The sequence below is a fragment of the Pedobacter sp. GW460-11-11-14-TSB4 genome, assembly GCF_059423705.1.
Genome location: NZ_JBWKYI010000002.1, coordinates 187,600 through 209,455 on the forward strand (window position 1 = coordinate 187,600; position 21,856 = coordinate 209,455).

Below are 21,856 nucleotides of genomic sequence, written 5' to 3' on the forward strand. Positions count from 1 at the left end.
TTTGTTTTTTGTTGATGCGAAAGCTTAATTTTACATCATATTTTTTACCATAGGCATGATTACAACCGAAAGATTATACGATTACTACCAAGAAAACCCTGTTATTTCTACCGATACCAGAAACATTAGCCCCGGCTGTATCTTTTTTGCGCTTAAGGGAAATCTTTTTAATGCCAATGAATTTGCTGCTCAGGCTATTGAAAAGGGTGCCGCTTATGCGGTTGTAGATGAAGAAAAATATGCAACAAATAATCAATGCCTATTGGTTGAAGACGTATTAAACACTTTGCAGGATCTGGCTCGCCATCACCGTAAAAAACTGAACATCCCTGTTATTGGCTTAACCGGTAGTAATGGTAAAACAACCAGTAAAGAATTGGTAAATGCTGTGCTGACCGAGCGATATAAAACCTTTGCCACCTTTGGCAACTTAAACAATCATATAGGTGTTCCATTGTCTATATTATCCATTACTGATGAAGTTCAGATTGCGGTAATCGAGATGGGGGCAAACCACCAAAAAGAAATAGAACTTCTTTGCACCATTGCCCAGCCCACCCATGGTATTATTACCAATGTGGGCATGGCGCATTTAGATGGTTTTGGTGGATTTGAGGGCGTAAAAAAGGGAAAGGCTGAACTTTATGCTTATCTAAAAGAAACCCAGGGTTACACCTTTATTAATAGAGACAATCCTTATTTAATAGAAATGAGTGCTGCCGCTGGTTTAAACAAACTCATTTATTATGGAACAGAAAATGGCAATACCATTAAAGGCTCGTTAAAAAGCAGCGATCCTTTTATCGAAGTCGACTGGACCAACCATGAAATTTTTTCATCAGTAAAAACCAATTTAACAGGAAGTTATAATTTCGAAAATATTCTTGCCGCCATTTGTATCGGCGATTTCTTTGATATGAATCCTGAAGAAATCAATGCCGGTTTAGCGGACTATCAGCCCAAAAACAACCGGTCACAGTTAACAAAAACCGAAAAAAATACCGTGATATGCGATTTCTACAATGCCAACCCAAGCAGTATGACGGCAGCATTGAAAAATATTGCCGCACTATCGGCCAATAAAAAGACTGCCATTTTGGGCGATATGTTCGAATTGGGCCCAGAATCTCCTGGTCAGCACGAAATAATTGCCAAACAGGCCGGCGAAAGCGGTTTGGATCAGTTGATTTTTATTGGAAAAGATTTTTATGCTTTTAAAAATACAATTAAAGGCCTGTTTTTCGAAACGCCTGCAGAGGCTGCCCAATATTTACAAGATAATCCTGTTCAAGATCATTTAGTGTTACTGAAAGGCTCAAGGGGAATGAAACTAGAAAGTTTGTTGCAATATTTGTAGGCTAGGCGCATGGCGCAATGTGCTTTACTATTCTACCAACAATCCAACATCGCTTACTTCCAATAATGGATTATCGCGCATATTCTGCTCGATTTCGATATCAAACTTGCCGTTTCTTGGAAAACGATAATTGGTAAGCATGGGCAAATTATAACTGAACACGTTTCCTGAACCGCTACCCAGCCATTCGCCATCATTTTTAGCAAGTTTATACTGATAACGTTTGGTTACCATCTTTTTACCATCCTTAAAATGGGCAAGGATAAATATATTGGCGTATTTATAATCTGCCGTATGCCTTAGCTTGAAATAAACATTATAAGCCCTGGTATTGTCTTTTATTTCAAATGTTGTCGAAATATGGTTACGATAAGTCCACCTGCGATCGGCAATTTCTACATTGCTATCGATTACGCTGGTCGTACAGCCCATAAATAGGGTAACCATAAATAAAAAGCCAAGCAAAAAAACTTGTCTTTTATTCAGCAGCAGGTTTATTTTCTGAGCCATTATTATTGTTTCGGCGGTTATTATTCTTCCTACGGTTATTTCTATTCTTGTTCTTGTTTTGTTCTGGCTTAACACCCTCTGCAGCTACACCTCCTTCAGGTTTTTGCACCTGTGGCTGTTGCTGTTTTGGCTTATTGTTTTGAGGTTTTGGCCCATTAACATGCTGTGGTTTTGGTACTGCCTGTTGCTGTGGTTTCTGTCCGCCGTTTTGTTGCGGCTTTGGTCCGTTAGGCTGTGGTTTTCCGCCTTGCTGGTTTTTTTGGCCACCTTGTTGAGGCTGTTGCTTATTATTAGGCCCAGCATTCTTCTCTCCGGCAGGTACTCTTTCTCTTCTGTTTTGATTGTTGTTGCGGTTATTTTTCTGATTATTGTTTTTGTTCTGGTTGTTTTTACCCCGCGAACGTTCATCCAGACGGGTTAAACTATCCTGACCAACCACATTTTCATAATCGAAAGATTTCTCTACCACCACAGGGGCTGCAATCTGCACCGCTTCCTCTTTTAAATTTGGTGCTTTTTTACCGGCCTTGTTCATGGCCATGATTTCTTTTACCCGTGCAGCTTTAACCGGAATCCAGTTTTCATCGCCCTGGTAACTAAACCACATGATTTTTTTAAAAATATCCGTTTTTTGGTGACGGGCGTAACCCGCTTCGGTATCTAAATTTTCGATTCTATCGGGAATATCTTTTAAGGCATCCAGATAGGTATCCAGCTCATAGTTCAAACAACACTTTAATTTGCCACACTGGCCGGCAAGCTTTAATGTATTTAACGATAAATTCTGGTAACGTGCTGCAGCTGTAGAAACGGTTTTAAAGTTGGTTAACCAGGTAGAACAGCATAATTCGCGGCCACACGAGCCAATTCCACCCAAACGGCCAGCTTCCTGGCGCATCCCAATCTGGCGCATTTCAATCCTGATGCGGAAACTTTCCGCCATTTTTTTGATCAGCTCGCGGAAATCGACACGGCCATCAGCAGTATAAAAGAAAGTCGCTTTGGTTTTATCGGCCTGATAATCTACATCACTGATTTTCATCTGTAAACGGAGATCTAAAGCCAACTTACGGGCTTTGTGCATGGTTTCCCACTCCATTCCCTTAGCGGCATTCCATTTCTCCACGTCGGCCTCTGTAGCTTTACGGTAAATCTTCTTCACCACCTGATCGAGCGTGGTTTTACGGCGTTTCATCTGGATCCGCACCAATTCGCCGGTAAGCGAAACATGCCCTACATCAAAACCACCGGTTGGTCCTTCAACAGCCACCAGCTCGCCAATTTCGAGGTAAATGTTGTCGCTGTTTAAGAAAAACTCTTTCCGAGAACCTTTAAATTTTATTTCTGTAACCTGAAAAGGTTTATAATTAGAAGGCATATCCAAATTAGACAGCCAATCGTGAACTTCCATTGTTTGGCAACCACCGGTGCCGCATGAGCCATTACTTTTGCATCCATTAGGGGTGCAACCACCACCTGTTGAACAACTTCCACATCCCATATTAATTGTATATATATTGAGTCCCCGCAGGGAGCGTTTTAAACTTGATAATTTTTACCAATTGTAAAGATACATCTAAAAACAGAATTTTTGGGTTTGCATTTCTTTCAATGTGGTAATGTGCCTTTTCCAGTTCGCCAATTATGGCCTCTGCCATAGGCAAGGTAAGTACGTGTGTGCTGAGTTTTTTGGCGGTTTCGAAGGTTAAGGGGGGTAATTTCACCAATTCTTCAGCTCCGCTTAAAATTAAACAGCATTCGCGTAAATAATTTACGCCATATTTTAAAAAATTCTTCTGGTTTTCTCTTCCCCACTTCGCCGCTTCATCTGTAAACTCGATTAGATCGGGAACTTTGTTTCCAAAACCCATCCTCAGCCAGGCCGTAAACGTACCCGAACTGTCGCTTTGCGTATCTGCTGCCAGTGCTTTTGCTTCAATTAAATTTCCGTCGGCCAAAAAGGAGTAATCAATGGCCTGATGCTCGGTTAATCCACTCGCATTTAGTAAATATCCGGTGACCTCTTCTGATGAAAGTTTCGGAATCTTCACAATTTGCGTCCGGGATAAAATGGTGGTTAAAATCTGATCCTGACTTTGTGCGATTAATATAAATAAGGTATTTGCAGGTGGCTCTTCAATTAATTTAAGCAGCGCATTCCCGGCCTTATCCAGGTATTCGGGCAACCACATAATTAAAACCTTGGTTTCGGCTTCGAAAGCTTTATAACTTAGTTTTTTAATAATATCGTGGCATTCGGCAATGTTAATATTGGCCTGTTTATTGGCCGCATCGAGCTTCGATCGCCAGATATCCATATCAAAATAAGGATCCTGCATCAGCATTGCCCGCCATTCTTCCAATACATCTATGGCCGTTTTTACACTTGCCGAGGCAAAAAAAGGATAAGAGAAATGCAGGTCGGGATGAATTAAACGTTCGTACTTTCTACAACTCGAACATTCGCCGCAACTATCATTTTCGCCTTTATTAAGGCAATTGATAAATTGTGCATAGGCAATAGCGAGGGGTACAGCGCCAGAACCAGCAGGCGACAAAAACAACTGCGCATGGCTAATGCGGTTTTCTTTAACCGTTTGCACCAATTGTTGCTTCACTCTTTCCTGTCCGATGATTGCTTTAAACTGCATTTGGTGCAAAATAAGAAATAGATATGATATTCACAGCCTCGTCATTCTGAACTTGTTTCAGAATCTCTATTTTTTAGATTAAAACGACATTTTATTTTTTTAGAAAAGCAAGGCCTTGTGCGTTTCGGTTCCGAAAGTCCTGCTATTGCTTCAAGTCCTCTCCCGAATGAAAAATCGGGATGTGGGCTTTACGCGCGATCAGGTTTATTTAACTAAGTCAGTAATTCTTCGGAAACATCCAATTTACGCCCTGCAAATTTACCCAAACCGTACGGGCTCTGCATCAAAAAACCTGATGGAAGCGGCAGCCCCGAAGCATGAGGGCCAAAGCATACAGCAGGACTGGACATAGCCACGCACTACAGGTTTTGCTTTACAAAAAATGGAACGAATCAAATTTTTAGTCACAGACACTAATAACACACCCCTTACTAAAGCATTACCTGTAATATTTATCGATTATTTCAAAAACCTTACCTTTGGCTTTTTAAAAATTAAAGATGGGCCAACGCTTTACGCTAAGTGCCCGGCGCTTAACTTATGGCCAGAATCCTCGCATTTGATTACGGAACAAAACGCATCGGCATCGCAGTAACCGATCCTTTGCAGATTATTGCAACAGGCCTCGATACCGTGCACCCGAAAGATGTGATCGAATATGTTAAAAAATACATGCTTAGCGAACAGGTAGAGGCCTTTGTGCTCGGCGACCCGAAACAAATGGATGGCTCACCATCCGATTCGGCACAACATGTAAAGGGTTTTGCTACCTTGTTAAAAAAATCATTCCCCGATATTCCCAGGCACTGGGTTGACGAGCGTTTTACCTCTAAACTTGCCCATCAGGCCATTATGCAAAGTGGTTTAAAAAAGACGGACAGAAGAGACAAAGACCGGGTTGATACTATTGCTGCAACCATCATTTTACAATATTTTATGGAAAGTAACCGTTTATAACCAACAAATGAGCCTGATAAACGACGATTTACAAGATTTATTAATCGCCTACTGCGAACCTGAAAGCGAATTGCTTCAACAGATAGACCGCGAAACCAACCTTAAAGTTTTAATGCCCCGAATGCTATCTGGCCACTATCAGGGCCGGGTTTTGAGCATGCTCAGCAAAATGATTTCCCCTAAAAGGATTTTAGAAATCGGCACTTTTACCGGTTATGCCACTTTATGTCTTGCTGAGGGCTTAACCAGCGATGGCCTGCTGTATACCCTTGATATTAATGAGGAACTGGAAGATATGGTTCGGCATAACTTTGCCCAATCGGCCTTTAACCATCAGATCAACTACATCCTGGGCGATGCCACCCATACGATAGCTGCTTTAGACGAAGTTTTCGACATTGTTTTTATCGATGCAGATAAGAAAAACAATGGCACCTATTACGATCTCATTTTTGATCGCGTTCGCCCTGGCGGAATTATCATTGTGGATAATGTACTATGGAGTGGAAAAGTACTTCAGGAGAAACAGGATAAAGACACCAGAAATATTACTAGTTTTAATGATAAAATAGCTGCAGATGAACGGGTTGAGAAATTGATTTTACCTGTTCGGGATGGTTTGTTTTTGATCAGGAAGAAAGCTTAACATATAATGATTAATCGGTTAATTGTTTAAATCGGTTAATCGCACAGTTAACCAGATAAACAATTTGTACAGTTAACCATGACTAAAAAAATCTTTACTTTTTGTCTGCTCCTTTTAACAGGGATTGTTGCCAGTGCACAAGATACAGACGAGTATATTGCAGAGCATGTAGAATATGCGCAGGATTTAATGCGCGATCATAAAATCCCCGCCAGTATTATCCTGGCTGTCGCTATTCACGAATCGGCTGCAGGAAACAGTAAAATTGCACAACACCTTAACAATCATTTCGGCGTAAAAGGTCCGAATAATAATACCGAAATCCGTTCATCCTATCGCGATTACTTAAATGCAGATGAATCTTACAGCCATTTTGTAGAAATTATGGAAACCCGCGAACCTTTTAATAACCTTTTTGGAAAATACGATCAGTACGATTACAAAGGATGGGCTTACGGAATCCGCCGTTGTGGTTACGCCAGCAGCAGAAGCTGGGCCAGCCAGGTAATCGGGTTGATCAAAAAGTACGAACTTTACCAATACGATGAAAGACCAGAGGGTTATGAAGAGCCCGTTTATGCTGCACCAGCTCGCCACCGCTCAAAAAGCAGAAGAACAACAAAAAGTTATACCGTAAAATCTGGTGATAACCTGAGCATAATTGCCAAAAAGAAAGGAACCACCGTTAAGGCCCTCATGCAGAAAAACGGCATAAAAAAAGCGAATTTAAAACCAGGACAGAAGTTGAAGTTTTGAGTCTTGAGTCCGTAGTCATCAGTCCCAAGTCTATTAACCTACAGTTAAACAATTAACCCTATATACCCCACCAATGCGTTCATCCATTCAGTACTTCCTTATTGTAGCAGCCCTCCTTTTTTTTAGTTCTTGCGGTTCGCGGAAATTTTCTAAAAACAACAAGCAGATCGAAAAAGCAGCCAACAAAGCCAATAACAATTCGTACAAAAGCTACAATACCTTAAGTTATATTGATGAGTTTAAAGGCGTAGCGGTTGAAGAGATGAATGCAAATGGTATCCCTGCAAGTATTACGCTGGCGCAGGGAATTTTAGAATCGGGCAGTGGAAACAGCGATTTGGCTAAGTACGCAAACAACCACTTCGGCATTAAATGTACCTCAGACTGGAAAGGAAAAAACTATTTCCGCGACGATGACCAGAAAAACGACTGTTTTAGGGTATATAAAGATGCCCGCGAATCTTTTAGGGATCATTCTGAATTTTTAAAACGCAAACGTTACAGCTTTCTTTTCCAATTAGATAAAAATGATTATAAAAGTTGGGCACAGGGATTAAAAACAGCGGGTTATGCAACCAATCCGAAATATCCTGATCTGTTAATCAACACCATCGAAAAATACCAGCTTTACCAATACGATCAATCGGAAAACGAAAAGCAAAAGATTGCCCGTGAAGATCGTGTGTTCGCAGAAATCAACCAGAATATCCCTCAGGAAAAGGCAAAGTTTACACCAGTTGAAACGCCGCCAGCAGGCGCCAAACCCATTCTTGCCGATGGCACTTATACCGTTGTTAAAGGAGATACACTCTATAATATTGCAAAACGCTTTAATTTAACGGTCGATCAGTTAAAAATGCTGAACGAAATGAGTACCGATGCCATTAAACTGGGCCAGATACTTAAGGTTAAATAATGTTAAGTACAAACATAGCCTGCCAGATATTTGTAGTTTTGTAGCTTAATGAAATTTTTTATTCCCTTTATATTTGTTTTCAGCTTCTCTACGCTGCTTCATGCACAGAATAAACCTGTGCAGGGAATTGTTATTGATAAAGAAACCAAGCAGCGTTTGGCTAAAGTTTACATCTATAACCTCCGTACAGGCGATGGTTTATACAACAATACGAAAGGCGAATTTAGCACCTTTGCGCTGCCTGGCGATACGCTGGTTGCCGCTTTATCGGGCTATGGGGTAGATACAATTGTTTTTAAAGGCCAAACCGCTGCATACTTTCAACTCAGATCGCTGGGCATCAGACTGCGCGACGTCGTTATTCAGCAAAAAAGATTGAGCCCGCAGCAGCAATACGAAAAAAACGTTCAGGAATACCGTTACCAAACCATGAAAGGAAGCAGTAAAGATTTATTGAATTTAGGTAATGGGGGTGTTGGTTTAGGTATCGATGCCATTTACAATCTGTTAAGCAAACAAGGAAGAAACGCCCGTCATCTTCAAAAAATCCTCGAAAAAGATTATCGTGAAGATTTGATCGATTATCGTTTTAGCGCCAGTCTGGTTAGCCAGGTATTGGGCATAAAAGATGCTGAACTGACTGATTTTATGCAGCAGTATCGTCCTACTTATCAATTTGTATTGGATGCAACTGATTATTCCTTTAATCTTTTCATCCGGAATGCCTATAAAAGCTACAGGTTAAATCCTAAAGCCTTACAATTGCCTAAATTGCCGGCAATAACCATCGATAAGTTGTGAAAGCGCCCATTCTGATCGTTAAAAAACTCCCGGCAGCAGGTATGGCCATCTTTCCATTTATCCTGTTAAAATCATCAGGACTTAAAAACGATCCAACAATCATTAATCACGAAAAAATCCACTTACGTCAGCAATTAGAATTGCTTATTTTTCCTTTTTATCTCTTATACTTAATTAACTACCTGGTTAACCTGATTAAATACCAAAACCACGATTTAGCCTACCGCAACATCGTTTTTGAACAGGAAGCCTATGCGCACGAAAGCGAGCTAAACTATCTAAAAAAGGGGAATTGGTATGGCTGGCTTAAAAAGATCTGAAACAACAGTTTTTGCCTCCAATTCAATTGTCAATCTGACAATCATTTTGATAAATGCTTTTTATCTCTAAATTTTTTCTTTTTCTTTGTAGGTAATGAAGAACTGTTTAGCTGCCATAATCCTGATTCTAAGTTTCTGCTCTACAAAATTATATGCACAGGAAATTGATACTATTCCGATCAATACAAAAGACCTGAATATAAAGTTAAAGCGTAGTCCTTTGCCAAGCAGACAAGGGCCATTAAACTTTGAGCCCGTAAAAATTAAACCTTTGGTGGTAAACGCCAAGATTAATTACTGGAAAACAAGAACCAACATCGGCATTAATGTTAACCAGGCCCAATTCAGTAACAACTGGAAAGGTGGGGGTACCAACTCTGTGGCCGTTGGCGGATTGTTAAACTGGAAAGCCGAATACAATAAAAACAGCTATAGTTACATCAGTGAGCTGGTTTTACAATATGGTAAAATCAAAAACAAAGATCAGCTGCAAAAGAAAACCAACGACCGTATTTTTTGGGATAATAAAGCTTCTTTTCAACTCTCTAAAAGCTGGTTCTTTTTCGGATCGATCAGCTTTGAATCACAGTTTGATAAAGGCTTCAGGTACTTTAGAGATGGTAATGGTGATGAGCAACAAGTTTTGATTTCACAGTTTATGGCACCAGGGTACCTAACAGAATCTATCGGTTTCGAGTATAAACCAGTTAAATATTTCTCTACCCGAATTGGCACAGGTACTGCAAGACAAACTTTTGTTCTCGACACAGCTGTATACGATAATAAAAAAGAAGTTTACGCTGTTGAAAAGGGAAAAAAAATTAAAAATGAACTTGCTTTTCAGATTGTTAGTGCTTTTGATAAAGACATTTTCACCAATACAAATCTAAAAGCGCGGTATGCCATGTTTATTCCTTATAAAGATTTTAAGGCAAGTAAAATCGACCACAGGTTAGACATTGCTTTAACTGCAAAAATCAACCGTTTTATGAACACCAGTTTAACAGGTGTTCTATTATTTGATGACGATACCGGCACAAACAAAATACAGGCGAACCAAACTTTAGCATTGGGTTTTGGCTTCACCTTTCCCAGATAGGTTTAGCCGCCACCAACTTTACCGATTTCCCAATATGGCATCGTAATAATCTGCCTGAAGCTTACGCCCCTTTGCTTTAGGTACTTTTTAAAATACTGTATCGATTTTGCCCTTCCGGTTAAGTAAAAAGTAGCATTTTGCCACATTTCCCAGCAGATCGGATGCATGTTTTCCATCCAGTTGATGGCATTTTTAGCCGGAGTATTGGGGTCAGAAGGTACCACATCGATCAACAAATTGAGCTGTTCAGCAGCGCAAAGGTTTTCTTCCTGTAGCTCTAAAATTCCAAAATATTCCACATCCTCATCCACCACTTTTCTCCCAAGCGATTCATATAAACCCAGGCTGGTTTCATCACCAAAAAAGAAATGCTGGTTCGATTCTTCCATGTATTTAACTCTTGCACGGTCTAGAATAAGCTTTAAAGAATCTCCTTTTTGAATATTCACAGCAAGGCTGTGTCCGGGTCCCTGCCTGTTTAAATAAAAGATAACTTCGCAGGTTTCCTCCGTTTGATTAAAGGCAGACAGGGTATAATGGCGGTACTCGTTGGCGTTAACCCTAAATAGCACCTCCATTCCAGGAATAAATTTGGCATCAAAAAAATCGCCTTTAAAGGTAACACACTTTAGGTTGCTGCTTAACATTCTAGTTGCTACAACTTCTACCTGATATATTTTATTGCTGATCACTTTTTCCATTGTATTGGCCAGCCATGACGGTAATTTTGGCATCGTTTTCTTTTTGTTTAGTAACTTTGAACAAAAGTAATTGTCTAACAACCGCATCTTTTTATATCAAAGGGATTAAAGTTTATATCAAAAGGATTTTATGGCTTTAAACATTTATGATGGTGATGATAAGTATTATATTGTTGGAAGCAAATTCGACAATACCGAACTTAATCAGGCACTGGTCACCGAAAGAAGAGACAAGTACAGCTTTCCCTTTGGCGATGCAGAAATCGTGCAGATATCTTTTTCCGGCATTTACATTGTTTACGGCGATATGCTGGTGAAGCAGAACCGTTTGCGTATTAAAGCTTTTGACGAACCTGAATTGGTAGAATTACATTTTTCGCTTATAGGTGGTGGAATAATGGAAAATTACCTCACCAATAAGCGGCTCGATATTAAGGCAAACCAGCATAATATTATCTACAGCCCGGATTTTGATGGGATGGCAGAATTCCCCACCAATGGCCCGCATAAGTTTTTCGAAGTAAATTTTGAAAGGAGCCGCTTTATCGATCTAACCAGCGAAAGCAGCACTTTGTTAAAAAACTTTGCCGAAAAAATCATGAACAACCATTCAGTAGAGCTTTCATCAGAAAATCTACCCATCAGTCTGGCGATGCACAGTTGCATAAATGATATTATGAACTGTCATTTTACAGGGGGCTTAAAACTCTTGTTCCTGCAATCTAAATGCCTCGAACTTTTGGCATTGCAAGCCCAGGCTTTTGAGCTCGCAGCAAAAAAAACCGACACCTCTGCCATTAAATCAGCTTACGATAAAGACCGTATTTATTATGCCCGTGAATATTTGTTGGCCAATGCCAACCATCCACCATCTTTAACCGAGCTGGCAAAAACAGCAGGAATAAACGAGTTTAAATTAAAACAAGGCTTTAAAGAGGTTTTCCAGAATACTGTTTTTGGCTATTTAAGCGATTATAAATTGATGCGGGCCAAAGAGCTCCTGGCCGATAACAGTAAAAACATTAAGCACATTTCTGATGAGTTGGGCTATTCTTCGGTACAACATTTCAGCAGTGCCTTTAGTAAAAAATTCGGCATCAGTCCCGGGAAAGCACGTTAGTCTAGGGTTGAGGATTTGGAGTTGAGTAGCCTTGGGTTTAAACCCAAGGCTAGGACCGACCAAACTTAATCCTTTTTCCGCTTTTTCTTTAAATCGAGATAATCAATATAATATAACACCTTTACTGAAAGGCTGTTATTTTGGGGCGCATTTAAAATCCCGCTTAGGTTTTTATCGTAACGCTGTGTGTAAAAGGTATCGTAAGTTTCGGCTGCATCCTTGTACGAAACAGAAAGGGTACTCCCCGGTGCAAATTGCCAGGTATAAATTAAATCAATATTAAACACATTATAGTTCCTATCCATTCCGGTTAATGTTGCCCCTTGATATGCTGTTAAGTTGCCATCAGGTTTAAGCAAATAAAATTCTTTATTTCTTCTATCACTCCAATAATGTCGTAGTACCACCGTTAGTCCCATTAAATTGGTAAAAGTGTATTTAGCATCAAATGAGTTTTCTACCGTTCTGCGGTCGTATTTAGAGAAAATAGCTTGATCTCCCTGTGCAGTTACCCAGTTTACATAGTTATAATTCGGGTTGAAATTCAGGTCTAGTCCAAAAGCAATCTTATCATTTAACCTCAGATTCTGGAAAAAGTAAAAGTTATATTGTTTGCCACCGAAAAGCTGTTGCTCAAAATAGCGAACGTTTCCGCCAAAATTATAGGCCTTGGCACGGTTGGGGTTTATATACAGGCTAATGCCGTAGTTTTCAGGTGCACGGTACAACTGTCCGTTTCGTGCCTCATAAAAATCGTTACTTTTTCTATCCCAGCTTAAGTCTAATTCTGCCGACCATTGATTTTTAAACTGGACCCAATATCCTGCATTTGTACCGATTTTTTGATAAGCACTCGGTATTGCCCTGCGGGAATAGGTCAGATTAAGCCAGCTTTCAAATTGATTATACCATTTGCTTGGCTTGTATACGTTGTAACCAATGCCTATCCGCTGATCTAAAAAGTTGTTATTGGTAAAGAAACCCATATCTGATGGGTCAAATTTATCATCAGCATACACCTGATTGTAGCTCCAGGTAAAATTGCCACTCTGTTTCCCAAACCGTAAGGTATAACTATAACCCGTACTCGACTCCTCACCCCGTAAATAGCTCATTTTACCACCACCGTTTACGAAATATTTATTGCCTTTATTATTTAAATTGAAAAGCAAGGCACTTACATTGGCATCGTAAGCAGAACCCTGCCTCAGCACGTTTGTATTGATAAAAGTAGCCGAACTGTTGTTTTTTAACGACTGATCGAAAACCAGAATATTATAATTGGTAAGTGGTTGCGTTTCGACCATACGAAGGTTACCCTGCGCATCTTCTACCTCGGTTTCCATGCGATTGGTAATGGCATTAAAAATACCAATGCCCAGCCCTTTAGCTGTACGTCCGGAAATTTTTGTCGCATTTAATACCTTGGCCTCCGTTTGATCTTTTACAATTTTATCGCCGCTGACCACCTCACTATAATTATAATAAGAAGGTATGGAGCCAATCCGCTTGGAATAAAACAGGTCGCCTTTGTTAAACAGCTCTGTTCCTTCGGTAAAAAACTGTCGGTTTTCATTAAATTTCACTTCAAAAGGCGTGAGGTTTAATATCCGGTTATCAGATTGTACCTGCCCAAAATCGGGCACCAAAGTCATATCGAGTGTAAAACTGTTGTTGATTCCATATTTAACATCCATGCCGCCGTTAAACCGTGAGGTTGTATTTTTTACGCCGGGTAAATTAACCGGATAATGGTTTACATAGGCCGAAATATAGGGCGAAAAGGATAATCTTAACGGCGGTTTAACATCTTTTATACCCATCCACAAGCCTTCCTGATTGATAAAGCCGTTTACCTTAGGATCTACAAAATTCCAAAAGGTTTGAAGGTTTTTCCGCTGCACCCTGCGGCTAAAATTCAAACCCCAGTTCTGAATATCCTTACTGGAAAAACGCAGTGCCGAATAAGGAATCTTCATTTCACAAGTCCAGCCTTTATCATCAATTTTAACTGCACTTTCCCATACTGCATTCCAGTTTGAATCTTCATCACCAACCTGCGAGTATTTGGCATCGAACTGAACACCCGCAGCGGTAACGAAAAAGCCATTTCCGTTCATCTTATCATAAAAGGGGTCGACAATAATCGAAATGAAATCGGCATTGCCAATATTATCTCTCGAAACCAGTTCGTGCGAAACGCTGTCAGGATGATCATACATCCGGGCATAAACATATATCGCCACATCATCGTAAAGCACCTTCATTTCGGTGCGCCGATCTGGAGTTTCTATTTTTCCAGGATTTGGTCTGATCTGAATAAAATCAGTTGCTATGGGAACATTATTCCAGCACTCATCATCTAAAATACCATCTATTTTGGGGCTTAGAGAGGTTCTTTTTGCTGCTAACTGGCGCTGTTTTGAAATATCCTGTGCTCGAGAAAAAGCACAAATAAATATAAAAAAGAGGAGGATGCAGCGTTTCATTCGTTTAGGTTAGTTAGGTATAAGACCATGCCTTTAGCAAAATGTTGCATCAAAAGAAAAATTTAATATTCATCTTCCTAAAGTTTTGACTTTGAGTTGCTAAGATTTACAAGCAAAATTTGATACATTTGCCTTTTATTAAAAACAAGTAGCTTTTTGCCTTTCGGCATGAAGCCTTTAGCTTAAAAAAAGATGTTTGATAATTTACAGGACAAGCTAGACAGAGCATTTAAAGTACTAAAAGGACAAGGCAGCATTACGGAAATCAACGTGGCAGAAACCATGAAAGAGATCCGCAAAGCATTATTAGATGCCGATGTTAACTATAAAACAGCGAAAGCATTTACCGATGATGTAAGGCAAAAAGCTTTGGGGCAAAACGTGCTTACTGCCGTTTCTCCAGGTCAATTGCTTACCAAAATAATGAACGATGAACTTGCAGCCTTAATGGGTGGCGAAGTTACAGAGTTAGATACTAAAGCAAATCCTACCATTATTTTAATTGCAGGTTTAAACGGTGCGGGTAAAACTACTTTCGCAGGTAAACTGGCTTTGCATTTAAAAGGCAAGGGTAAAAAACCTTTATTGGTTGCAGGCGATATGTACCGCCCGGCGGCTGTAGATCAATTGGAGGTTTTAGGAACTTCAGTTGGTGTTTCAGTTTACGCTAACCGTGCATCAAACGATCCGGTAGGCATTGCTTTAGAAGGTATTGCACACGGTAAACAAAATGGAAATAACGTCATCATTATTGATACCGCAGGTCGTTTAGCGATCGACGAATCTTTAATGAACGAAATATCGGAAGTTAAAGCTAAAACGCAGCCACACGAGATTTTATTCGTGGTGGATTCGATGACTGGTCAGGATGCAGTAAATACCGCCAAAGTATTTAACGACAGGCTTGATTTTACAGGTGTGGTTTTAACCAAATTAGATGGTGATACCCGCGGTGGTGCAGCGCTTTCAATTAAATCGGTGGTAAACAAGCCGATTAAATTTATCGGTACCGGCGAGAAAATGGAAGCACTTGATGTTTTCTATCCAGACCGTATGGCATCGCGTATTTTGGGTATGGGTGATGTGGTTTCACTTGTTGAGCGTGCACAAATGCAGTTCGATGAGAAAGAGGCAGCAGAACTTCAGAAGAAAATCCGTAAAAATAAATTCGATTTCAACGATTTCTACAACCAGATTCAGCAGATCAAGAAGATGGGTAACATGAAAGATCTGATGGGCATGATACCAGGTGTAGGTAAAATGATGAAGAATGTAGATATCCAGGATGATGCATTTAAATCAATCGAAGCGATTATCAATTCGATGACCCCATTTGAAAAAGAAAACCCGGATGCGATTCAACAAAGCCGCCGCTTACGTATTGCGAAAGGTTCGGGCAGTAAAGTAGAAGAAGTAACCAAGCTGATTAAACAGTTTGAAGATATGCGTAAAATGATGAAGCAGTTTTCGAACCCGGCAGCAGCTGCAGCCATGATGAAAGGTATGCCTAAAATGCCATTCGGCAGATAGTAGAGAGCTTTGAGGCAGAAGGTTTAGGGCGTAAGGCCCATAGGCACGTCATGCTGTCCCGAGTCTTCGGGGTCAGCATCTCAAAAAATACAAATCCTGATCAGTAATGATTGGGATTTTTTTTATTTAAAGGTTTTTGGAAATCAGCGTGTTGTATTTCATAGGAAAGCAGGTTTAATTAACAAAGTTTGCTGCAAGTGATACAAAAGTATTATTCGCTCCACCTACCATTGTCTTTGGTTTCAACCAAAGCTATAAGCATATAAGTTATAACACCTAAACATTGCTTTTATTTAAACAATTACTATCTTAGTACAAATCAATATTCATTCCCGAATAATTTACATCCCGCTTTATTTTAATTAAAAATTAATGCTTGTAAAAACATACGGGAGTGCTGTTTATGGGGTAAATGCACTGACCATAACAATCGAAGTGAATATTAGCTCGGGGACCAAATACTATATGGTCGGCTTGCCCGATAATGCCGTAAAAGAAAGTTTGCAAAGGGTGGCTAGTGCCATCAAGGTTTCAGGTTATCACATGCCCAGGCAGAAAATCGTGGTCAATCTGGCACCTGCCGACATAAAAAAAGAAGGCTCATCTTACGACCTTCCCATTGCCATCGGCATTTTAGCCGCTTCAGGGCAAATTCCTGCCGAAGAACTGGAAGATTATTTTATTATGGGTGAACTTTCTTTAGATGGAAGTATACAGCCCATAAAAGGAGCTTTACCGATTGCAATACAAGCACAACAGGAAAGTTTTAAAGGATTTATCTTACCCAGGCAAAACGTTCGCGAAGCAGCCATTGTAAACGATTTGGTTGCCTATGGTGTAGAAAACCTTGCTCAAGTGATTGCTTTTTTTAATAAAACTGAAACACTGGAACAGGTTAAAGTAAACACCAAAGAAGAATTTTTAAAAAATATCAATAATTACGAGCACGATTTTGCCGATGTTAAAGGCCAGGAAAATATAAAAAGAGCCTTAGAAATTGCTGCTGCAGGTGGACACAACGTGATATTGATTGGTCCGCCGGGGGCAGGCAAAACCATGCTGGCCAAGCGCCTGCCCACCATTTTACCCCCCTTAAATTTAAATGAGGCTTTAGAAACCACAAAAATCCACTCCGTAGCCGGAAAGCTCTCTGCAGCGGATGCTTTAATGACCATCCGCCCATACCGCTCCCCACACCACACCATTAGCGATGTAGCCCTGGTAGGCGGCGGGATAAACCCGCAGCCTGGTGAAATATCGCTGGCCCACAATGGTGTGCTTTTTTTAGACGAACTACCTGAGTTTAAGCGTACCGTTTTAGAGGTGATGCGTCAACCTTTAGAAGACCGTAAAGTGGCCATTGCAAGGGCAAGGTTTTCGGTAGAATATCCAGCCAGCTTTATGTTGGTGGCCTCGATGAATCCCTGAGGTTGCGTGGACAATTATGCGCAGAACCGGGAAGATAGGTGAGCGCCAAATCAATATCTCCGGCATTGACAATTAGGTATTCAGTTATGGTTTCTGCAATTGCTTTCTTCTGGGGCAAATCCATTAAATCCCATTTTTCAGACAATGATTTAGCTTCGTTGAGTATATAGTCGCTCGACTTTAATTGAATTTTAGTCAGGTCGATCTTCGCCTCCAGTTCTGGTATTGATTGGTTGAGTTCATTAAACTGTTTCTCGAGTGGCTTGTACAAGTTCGCAAAATGTTCTTTGTCCAGTTCTTTACTTATTCTTAATTCAACGAGTTCATCCATCTTTTTTTGGATCCTACTTAGGCTTTTAACCGAATTTGCCAATAATAATTCATCTTTTTTGATTGCCTGTTCTATCTCATCTATAAACATTTGTGGAGTAACTCCTTCAAGATATTGTTTAAGAAGATCCTGAAATATTTCATTAATATCAATCTCTAGGATAATATTCTTACATTTCCTGCAACTGAAACTTTTAGTATTTGCATAAACATACATTGCTGCACCACAGTGACATTTGACTATACCAGCAAGAAGATTTTCTGATGGTTTTCCGATTTTTACTCGTCTCACTTTCTGCTCATCAAGAACCGAGTTGCACTCTAGCCAAAGCTCTTCTGATATTATGGCAGGGCATGGTCGTTGCACCCATTCGTCTTGAGGCTTTACAATCCATTGCTTCCCGTTACCCATGCTTTTCGTGTAATTAGCGAGGCGAACACCTTTTGCGGTAGTATCGCGTAATAAACGGTCGACTGTCGTATCGCTGAACTGGCTACCGTTACGGGTACGATGACCAAGAGAATTCAATCTGTCGGCAGTAGTTTTCTTCCGTTGGCACTCTTTAAATATCTCATAAACCAACTTTCTAACAGGAGCTTCATTTTCGTCTATGACGAGTTGTTTATTTATCCATTGGTAGCCGAAACTAGCTTGTCCACCAAGCGGCTTACCCATTTCTGCTCTAACTGGAATAGAAGCGGCAACCCTACTTGAAATTTCTTCGCGCTCCCATTGTGCCATCGCAGAAATAATTGTAAAAAAAAGCCGCCCAGCTGGTGTGCTAGTATCTATTTGTTCTGCCAGTGATATGAGATCAGCTTTCTCGTTTCTAAAAATTTCTGCGAATTCGAGAAGCTCCTTTGTATTACGCGCGAGTCGTGCAAGTTTTGAGAAAACCAAACCAGTTATGCGTTTACTTCTAATATCGCTCAGCATCCTTTGGGTTTCTGGATGTTCCATGACCGTTTTCCCAGATATAGCGTCCAAACGATATACCTCAACGACCTCCCAATCTTTGGACTTGCAATAATACATCGCGCGCTGTTCATGATGCTCCGGACTTTCATCCTTCACTTGATAATCTGTAGATACCCTAATCCAGATACCAACTTTCTTTGTGTTCATAGCTATGTTTTTTAAAACTAAAAATATAGATGACAGGCAAATGTGAATATACCTATGCAAACATTATGCGTCCAAAATCATTCCTGTATCGGTTAAAATGAACATTTTAATGCTATTACATTTAAAATTTGCATTGTTATTAGATTTGTCTCAGAGTTCAAAAAACCGACCGTAAATTTTTCTTAAACAGTTTTACGATTTAATAGATTTTTAAAACCAAATGCCCTTTTGCCAAGTTCAAGAGCAGAAAGTACTGCACTGGATTTTGCCAGTCCCATACCTTTAAATTTCGCTAGTTCCGTATGACTTAGTTCAGAGAGTTTAGATAGATTATTATCTACGGAGTTTAGAATTTTTTCTCCTAGTTCAATTGCATTGGCATCCGCAGTTCCAGAGCCGATCAACATTGCAATCAATTCAGCCAGTGTCATCTCTCCCGGTCCACTGTCCAAAAACTTTTCCCGCGGCCGCTTTTCAGGCTCCCATGACTTTATTCCACTATCTTTCATTTGTTTACTCTGGTTGAAAAGGTCAAACACGGTGACGTCTTTCTCACTTGCATGCGCTGCAGATTGAAAAAGCGATGCAAACGCGGAAATCCATAGTTCGAAATCTTCCTGCCAGATATACATTCTGGCTTTCCTGGTACTTCCATCCTCATATCTGACCAAATTAGTAATGCGCATATAGTTGCTTTTGTTCCTGGCCAGTTTAAAATCCAAAAAGAAGCTCTTCCTTCCCGATGAAAAAGACTCCGATGCAATGGTGTTGTTTCTCATAACCTGTTCATATTTAAATCCCTATCAAATCTCAATATTGAAAATCAATTAGTCGGTTGTATATTAGCCAATCCGATTTAAGCGCTTTTAAATCGGTTAAATAACTGGAAGACAAGAAGATTAATTTTTATGGAATTAGCTGTGAATGAAGACACCGACCGCAATTGTGCTTATTCTGGATGTAGTCGACTATTCGAAGGGCGCAAGGATAAACTCTATTGTAGCGACCAATGCCGGAATGCCGCAGGCAGGGAGAAGAAGAAGATTTCAAAATGGAAGGAACCTGAACATTTTGGACAGGTTAACAGGATTATTATGCGTAATTACCAAATTTTGAAGCGCCTTTTCAATGAAACTGGCACTCCCGTTAAGAATTGGCAGCTCAGCGATGAGGGATTTGAATTTAAATTCATGACTGGGATCTACAGGCTAGACGAAGGCATTGATATCTATATGTGTTACGAATATGGCTGGCATCAACTCCTAGAGAATAAAGTCAGGATCTACTTCATCCCACCATTATTTCTTACAGGGATCGCAAAGATTGCCAAGGATTTTAATCAATATTCTTCAAAGGAATAGCGTCATTTTGCAACTTGATAAATAATTTGGGCTCAAAATAAAATATAAATTATTGCTTAGCAGGATTTGCTAACATCTTGGTTTATAAGTCCGTCGTCATTTTTGATATTCAATAAAAATTTAAACGTAACACCTCAAAATTTCATAATTTTATGAATGCAAAAAATTCCTGGGCTGGGCTCAATCGTTTTTATTAATCCACATGCTGCTCTCAAGGCAGCAAAGGAAGTAAGTGCTGGAAAAATTGCAACGATAACTTCTGATGACTTTGGGATTGATGCCTTTGAAGTACCGGCGTTGGAAAATGCTGAAATTCCCGAGAATTTTCCTGATTGCTGTAAAGGCCACCAATCGCTCTATACCTCATTGAAAGAAGATTTTAATCGTTTTCCAGACTGCTGTGATAACCATCGGAAGCTATACAAAGCCCATTGGTTTGATAAGTCACAGTACCTATATATTCCGACAAAGGTAATGAACAGTTACATTTTCACGATAGACTGTATAAGACAGAACATGAATAAGGTCGACTGGAATAAACGGATCAAAGATTATGTCGACTTAACCATTAAAAGTTTTGGTCAATTGCCCCATGGTTTTGGGCCACCAGTTGGACTTTCCAATTACACTTCAATTGTCAAAAGCAACCTCACGTCCATTGACGACCTAAGTGCCGAAAAACATGCTGCAATCGCTGAAATGTTTTCGAATCAAACTATTAATCAAACCACCAACAATGAATATGATTTGGGGCTTCTAATCCAAATTTACCAGGAGTGGCTTCGTGTTTTCCCGTTTGATATACCTTATCTTTCGGCTGCAAAAAAACAATTTGAAAGTGCAATACCAGTACTCAAAGGGCCAGGGGAAACCAACATGTACTCAGGGGTCACCGCCGTCGGAATGAAGTCAAAAAAGGAAATGCTCGATTTTGTTAAAGACGCAACCCTTGCTATTATTACAACACTCAATGCGGCAAATTCATTTGAGAAAGGGCACCTGACCGACACAGCATCAGCAGAACTAAAGCTATTGACGGCAAATAGAAAAGTAGAAATTGAACAATTAAAATTATCTAATAAAGCTGACGCGAATGGTTATTTAAAGATCTTAAAAAAATGGCTGAAAGGGGAAAAAAAGTTCGTGAGTGAACTGAGGATAAAAGCCGGGGGGGCAACTTATGATGAACAATTCCGTCAGTGCTTGACAGATGCGATCAGCCATTTCCAGCGTAATAACATCAATGAACCATGTATCGCCAATGTTTTGAATGGCGGCAAAAACAAAGAATCCATGGTCCGCTATTCTTTTAAAAATTTCCTCTCAGCCAGATTTCCCGATGCGGCTGTTGTAGCCGAAGAAGAAATGGGAAAAGGGTATATGGATTTGACCTTCTATCAACCGTTGCTATCCCGAAAGGTTATTGAATTCAAGGGCTGGTGGAACTATGACAAAAAGGAAATTGCTTTTCAAGTATCCAAATATCTAACGGATTTTGAGCATGAAGGCTATATCCTGATGATCAATGACCAGGTCAAAGATATCTCTGCGCAATATAAAGACCTTCTTATGCGAGAGAATATGAACTTCATTTCCAACAGTTGGACGGAACATTTGGTACCCAACGGAAAATTCACATACTATAGTTCAATGCATCAATTTGGCATAAAACCCAAAAAGATTTATCATCTAATTTTTAATATACAACCTATTTCAAACAAATAGGTCGTCATCGTTCAATATAACTGGTATATGAAT

The 21,856-nt window shown here is 39.9% G+C and carries 20 protein-coding genes and 1 pseudogene; 14 read left to right on the forward strand and 7 right to left on the reverse strand.

Annotated features, from left to right (window positions below; genetic code table 11):
- The first annotated feature begins 55 nt into the window (after positions 1 to 55).
- A complete protein-coding gene (locus tag AC07YT_RS03745) occupies positions 56 to 1,357 on the forward strand; it encodes a UDP-N-acetylmuramoyl-tripeptide--D-alanyl-D-alanine ligase (protein WP_494945172.1) in 1,302 nt (433 codons plus the stop codon).
- Between the two features lie 27 nt (positions 1,358 to 1,384).
- On the opposite strand, the gene AC07YT_RS03750 is transcribed toward AC07YT_RS03745, so the two are convergent.
- Genes AC07YT_RS03750 through AC07YT_RS03760 form a run of 3 tightly spaced genes read right to left on the reverse strand, consistent with a single transcriptional unit; the run spans position 1,385 to position 4,518 of the window.
- Entirely contained in the window at positions 1,385 to 1,867 is a 483-nt protein-coding gene (locus tag AC07YT_RS03750; RefSeq protein WP_086548324.1) for a gliding motility lipoprotein GldH, read from the reverse strand.
- Entirely contained in the window at positions 1,836 to 3,368 is a 1,533-nt protein-coding gene (locus AC07YT_RS03755) for a PSP1 domain-containing protein (RefSeq protein WP_086548325.1), read from the reverse strand. The genes AC07YT_RS03750 and AC07YT_RS03755 overlap by 32 nt, the downstream gene beginning before the upstream one ends.
- 1 nt (position 3,369) lies before the next feature.
- Entirely contained in the window at positions 3,370 to 4,518 is a 1,149-nt protein-coding gene (locus AC07YT_RS03760; RefSeq protein WP_086548326.1) for a DNA polymerase III subunit, read from the reverse strand.
- Positions 4,519 to 4,684: 166 nt separating this feature from the next.
- Here AC07YT_RS03760 and AC07YT_RS03765 point away from each other — a divergent pair, with 166 nt between their 5' ends.
- From AC07YT_RS03765 to AC07YT_RS03800, 8 genes are all read left to right on the forward strand, one after another.
- Entirely contained in the window at positions 4,685 to 4,870 is a 186-nt protein-coding gene (locus AC07YT_RS03765) for a hypothetical protein (protein ID WP_086548327.1), read from the forward strand.
- Between the two features lie 188 nt (positions 4,871 to 5,058).
- A complete protein-coding gene (gene ruvX / locus AC07YT_RS03770) occupies positions 5,059 to 5,475 on the forward strand; it encodes a Holliday junction resolvase RuvX (RefSeq protein WP_086548328.1) in 417 nt (138 codons plus the stop codon).
- Between the two features lie 7 nt (positions 5,476 to 5,482).
- Complete coding sequence (locus AC07YT_RS03775; protein WP_086548329.1) at positions 5,483 to 6,121, forward strand: O-methyltransferase; 639 nt, start codon at positions 5,483 to 5,485, stop codon at positions 6,119 to 6,121.
- Positions 6,122 to 6,199: 78 nt separating this feature from the next.
- Positions 6,200 to 6,877, forward strand: coding sequence for a glucosaminidase domain and LysM peptidoglycan-binding domain-containing protein (locus AC07YT_RS03780; protein WP_086548330.1), 678 nt, complete (start codon positions 6,200 to 6,202; stop codon positions 6,875 to 6,877).
- Positions 6,878 to 6,950: 73 nt separating this feature from the next.
- On the forward strand, positions 6,951 to 7,793 hold the full coding sequence (locus AC07YT_RS03785) for a glucosaminidase domain-containing protein (RefSeq protein ID WP_086548331.1): 843 nt from the start codon (positions 6,951 to 6,953) through the stop codon (positions 7,791 to 7,793).
- Between the two features lie 48 nt (positions 7,794 to 7,841).
- A complete protein-coding gene (locus tag AC07YT_RS03790; RefSeq protein ID WP_086548332.1) occupies positions 7,842 to 8,594 on the forward strand; it encodes a hypothetical protein in 753 nt (250 codons plus the stop codon).
- Positions 8,591 to 8,914, forward strand: coding sequence for a hypothetical protein (locus AC07YT_RS03795; RefSeq protein ID WP_086548333.1), 324 nt, complete (start codon positions 8,591 to 8,593; stop codon positions 8,912 to 8,914). Before AC07YT_RS03790 ends, AC07YT_RS03795 begins: the two co-directional genes overlap by 4 nt.
- A gap of 94 nt (positions 8,915 to 9,008) precedes the next feature.
- Positions 9,009 to 10,013 (forward strand): DUF3078 domain-containing protein, encoded by a 1,005-nt coding sequence (locus AC07YT_RS03800; protein ID WP_086548334.1) that lies wholly within the window; start codon positions 9,009 to 9,011, stop codon positions 10,011 to 10,013.
- A 2-nt stretch (positions 10,014 to 10,015) separates the two neighbouring features.
- Here AC07YT_RS03800 and AC07YT_RS03805 read toward each other — a convergent pair whose 3' ends face one another.
- The gene (locus AC07YT_RS03805; RefSeq protein WP_086548335.1) at positions 10,016 to 10,747 is read right to left on the reverse strand and encodes an SIP domain-containing protein; all 732 of its coding nucleotides are present in this window, start codon (positions 10,745 to 10,747) and stop codon (positions 10,016 to 10,018) included.
- A 97-nt stretch (positions 10,748 to 10,844) separates the two neighbouring features.
- On the opposite strand from AC07YT_RS03805, the gene AC07YT_RS03810 reads away from it, so the two are divergent.
- Positions 10,845 to 11,834, forward strand: a complete 990-nt coding sequence (locus AC07YT_RS03810; protein WP_086548336.1) for a helix-turn-helix transcriptional regulator — start codon at positions 10,845 to 10,847, stop codon at positions 11,832 to 11,834.
- Between the two features lie 65 nt (positions 11,835 to 11,899).
- Here AC07YT_RS03810 and AC07YT_RS03815 read toward each other — a convergent pair whose 3' ends face one another.
- Positions 11,900 to 14,323 (reverse strand): DUF5916 domain-containing protein, encoded by a 2,424-nt coding sequence (locus AC07YT_RS03815; protein ID WP_086548337.1) that lies wholly within the window; start codon positions 14,321 to 14,323, stop codon positions 11,900 to 11,902.
- A 192-nt stretch (positions 14,324 to 14,515) separates the two neighbouring features.
- Between AC07YT_RS03815 and ffh the strand changes: the two genes are divergently transcribed.
- On the forward strand, positions 14,516 to 15,853 hold the full coding sequence (gene ffh, locus AC07YT_RS03820; RefSeq protein WP_086548338.1) for a signal recognition particle protein: 1,338 nt from the start codon (positions 14,516 to 14,518) through the stop codon (positions 15,851 to 15,853).
- Positions 15,854 to 16,225: 372 nt separating this feature from the next.
- Positions 16,226 to 17,278 (forward strand): annotated as a pseudogene (locus tag AC07YT_RS03825) (YifB family Mg chelatase-like AAA ATPase); the annotation flags it as partial.
- Here the strand turns inward: AC07YT_RS03825 and AC07YT_RS03830 are convergent.
- Entirely contained in the window at positions 17,253 to 18,737 is a 1,485-nt protein-coding gene (locus AC07YT_RS03830) for a recombinase family protein (RefSeq protein ID WP_086548340.1), read from the reverse strand. The pseudogene AC07YT_RS03825 and the gene AC07YT_RS03830 sit on opposite strands and share 26 nt — an antisense overlap.
- 182 nt (positions 18,738 to 18,919) lie before the next feature.
- Complete coding sequence (locus tag AC07YT_RS03835; protein WP_086548341.1) at positions 18,920 to 19,516, reverse strand: UPF0758 domain-containing protein; 597 nt, start codon at positions 19,514 to 19,516, stop codon at positions 18,920 to 18,922.
- Positions 19,517 to 19,645: 129 nt separating this feature from the next.
- Between AC07YT_RS03835 and AC07YT_RS03840 the strand changes: the two genes are divergently transcribed.
- Complete coding sequence (locus AC07YT_RS03840) at positions 19,646 to 20,098, forward strand: hypothetical protein (protein WP_086548342.1); 453 nt, start codon at positions 19,646 to 19,648, stop codon at positions 20,096 to 20,098.
- Between the two features lie 156 nt (positions 20,099 to 20,254).
- The gene (locus tag AC07YT_RS03845) at positions 20,255 to 21,823 is read left to right on the forward strand and encodes a hypothetical protein (RefSeq protein ID WP_086548343.1); all 1,569 of its coding nucleotides are present in this window, start codon (positions 20,255 to 20,257) and stop codon (positions 21,821 to 21,823) included.
- Positions 21,824 to 21,856: the final 33 nt, after the last annotated feature.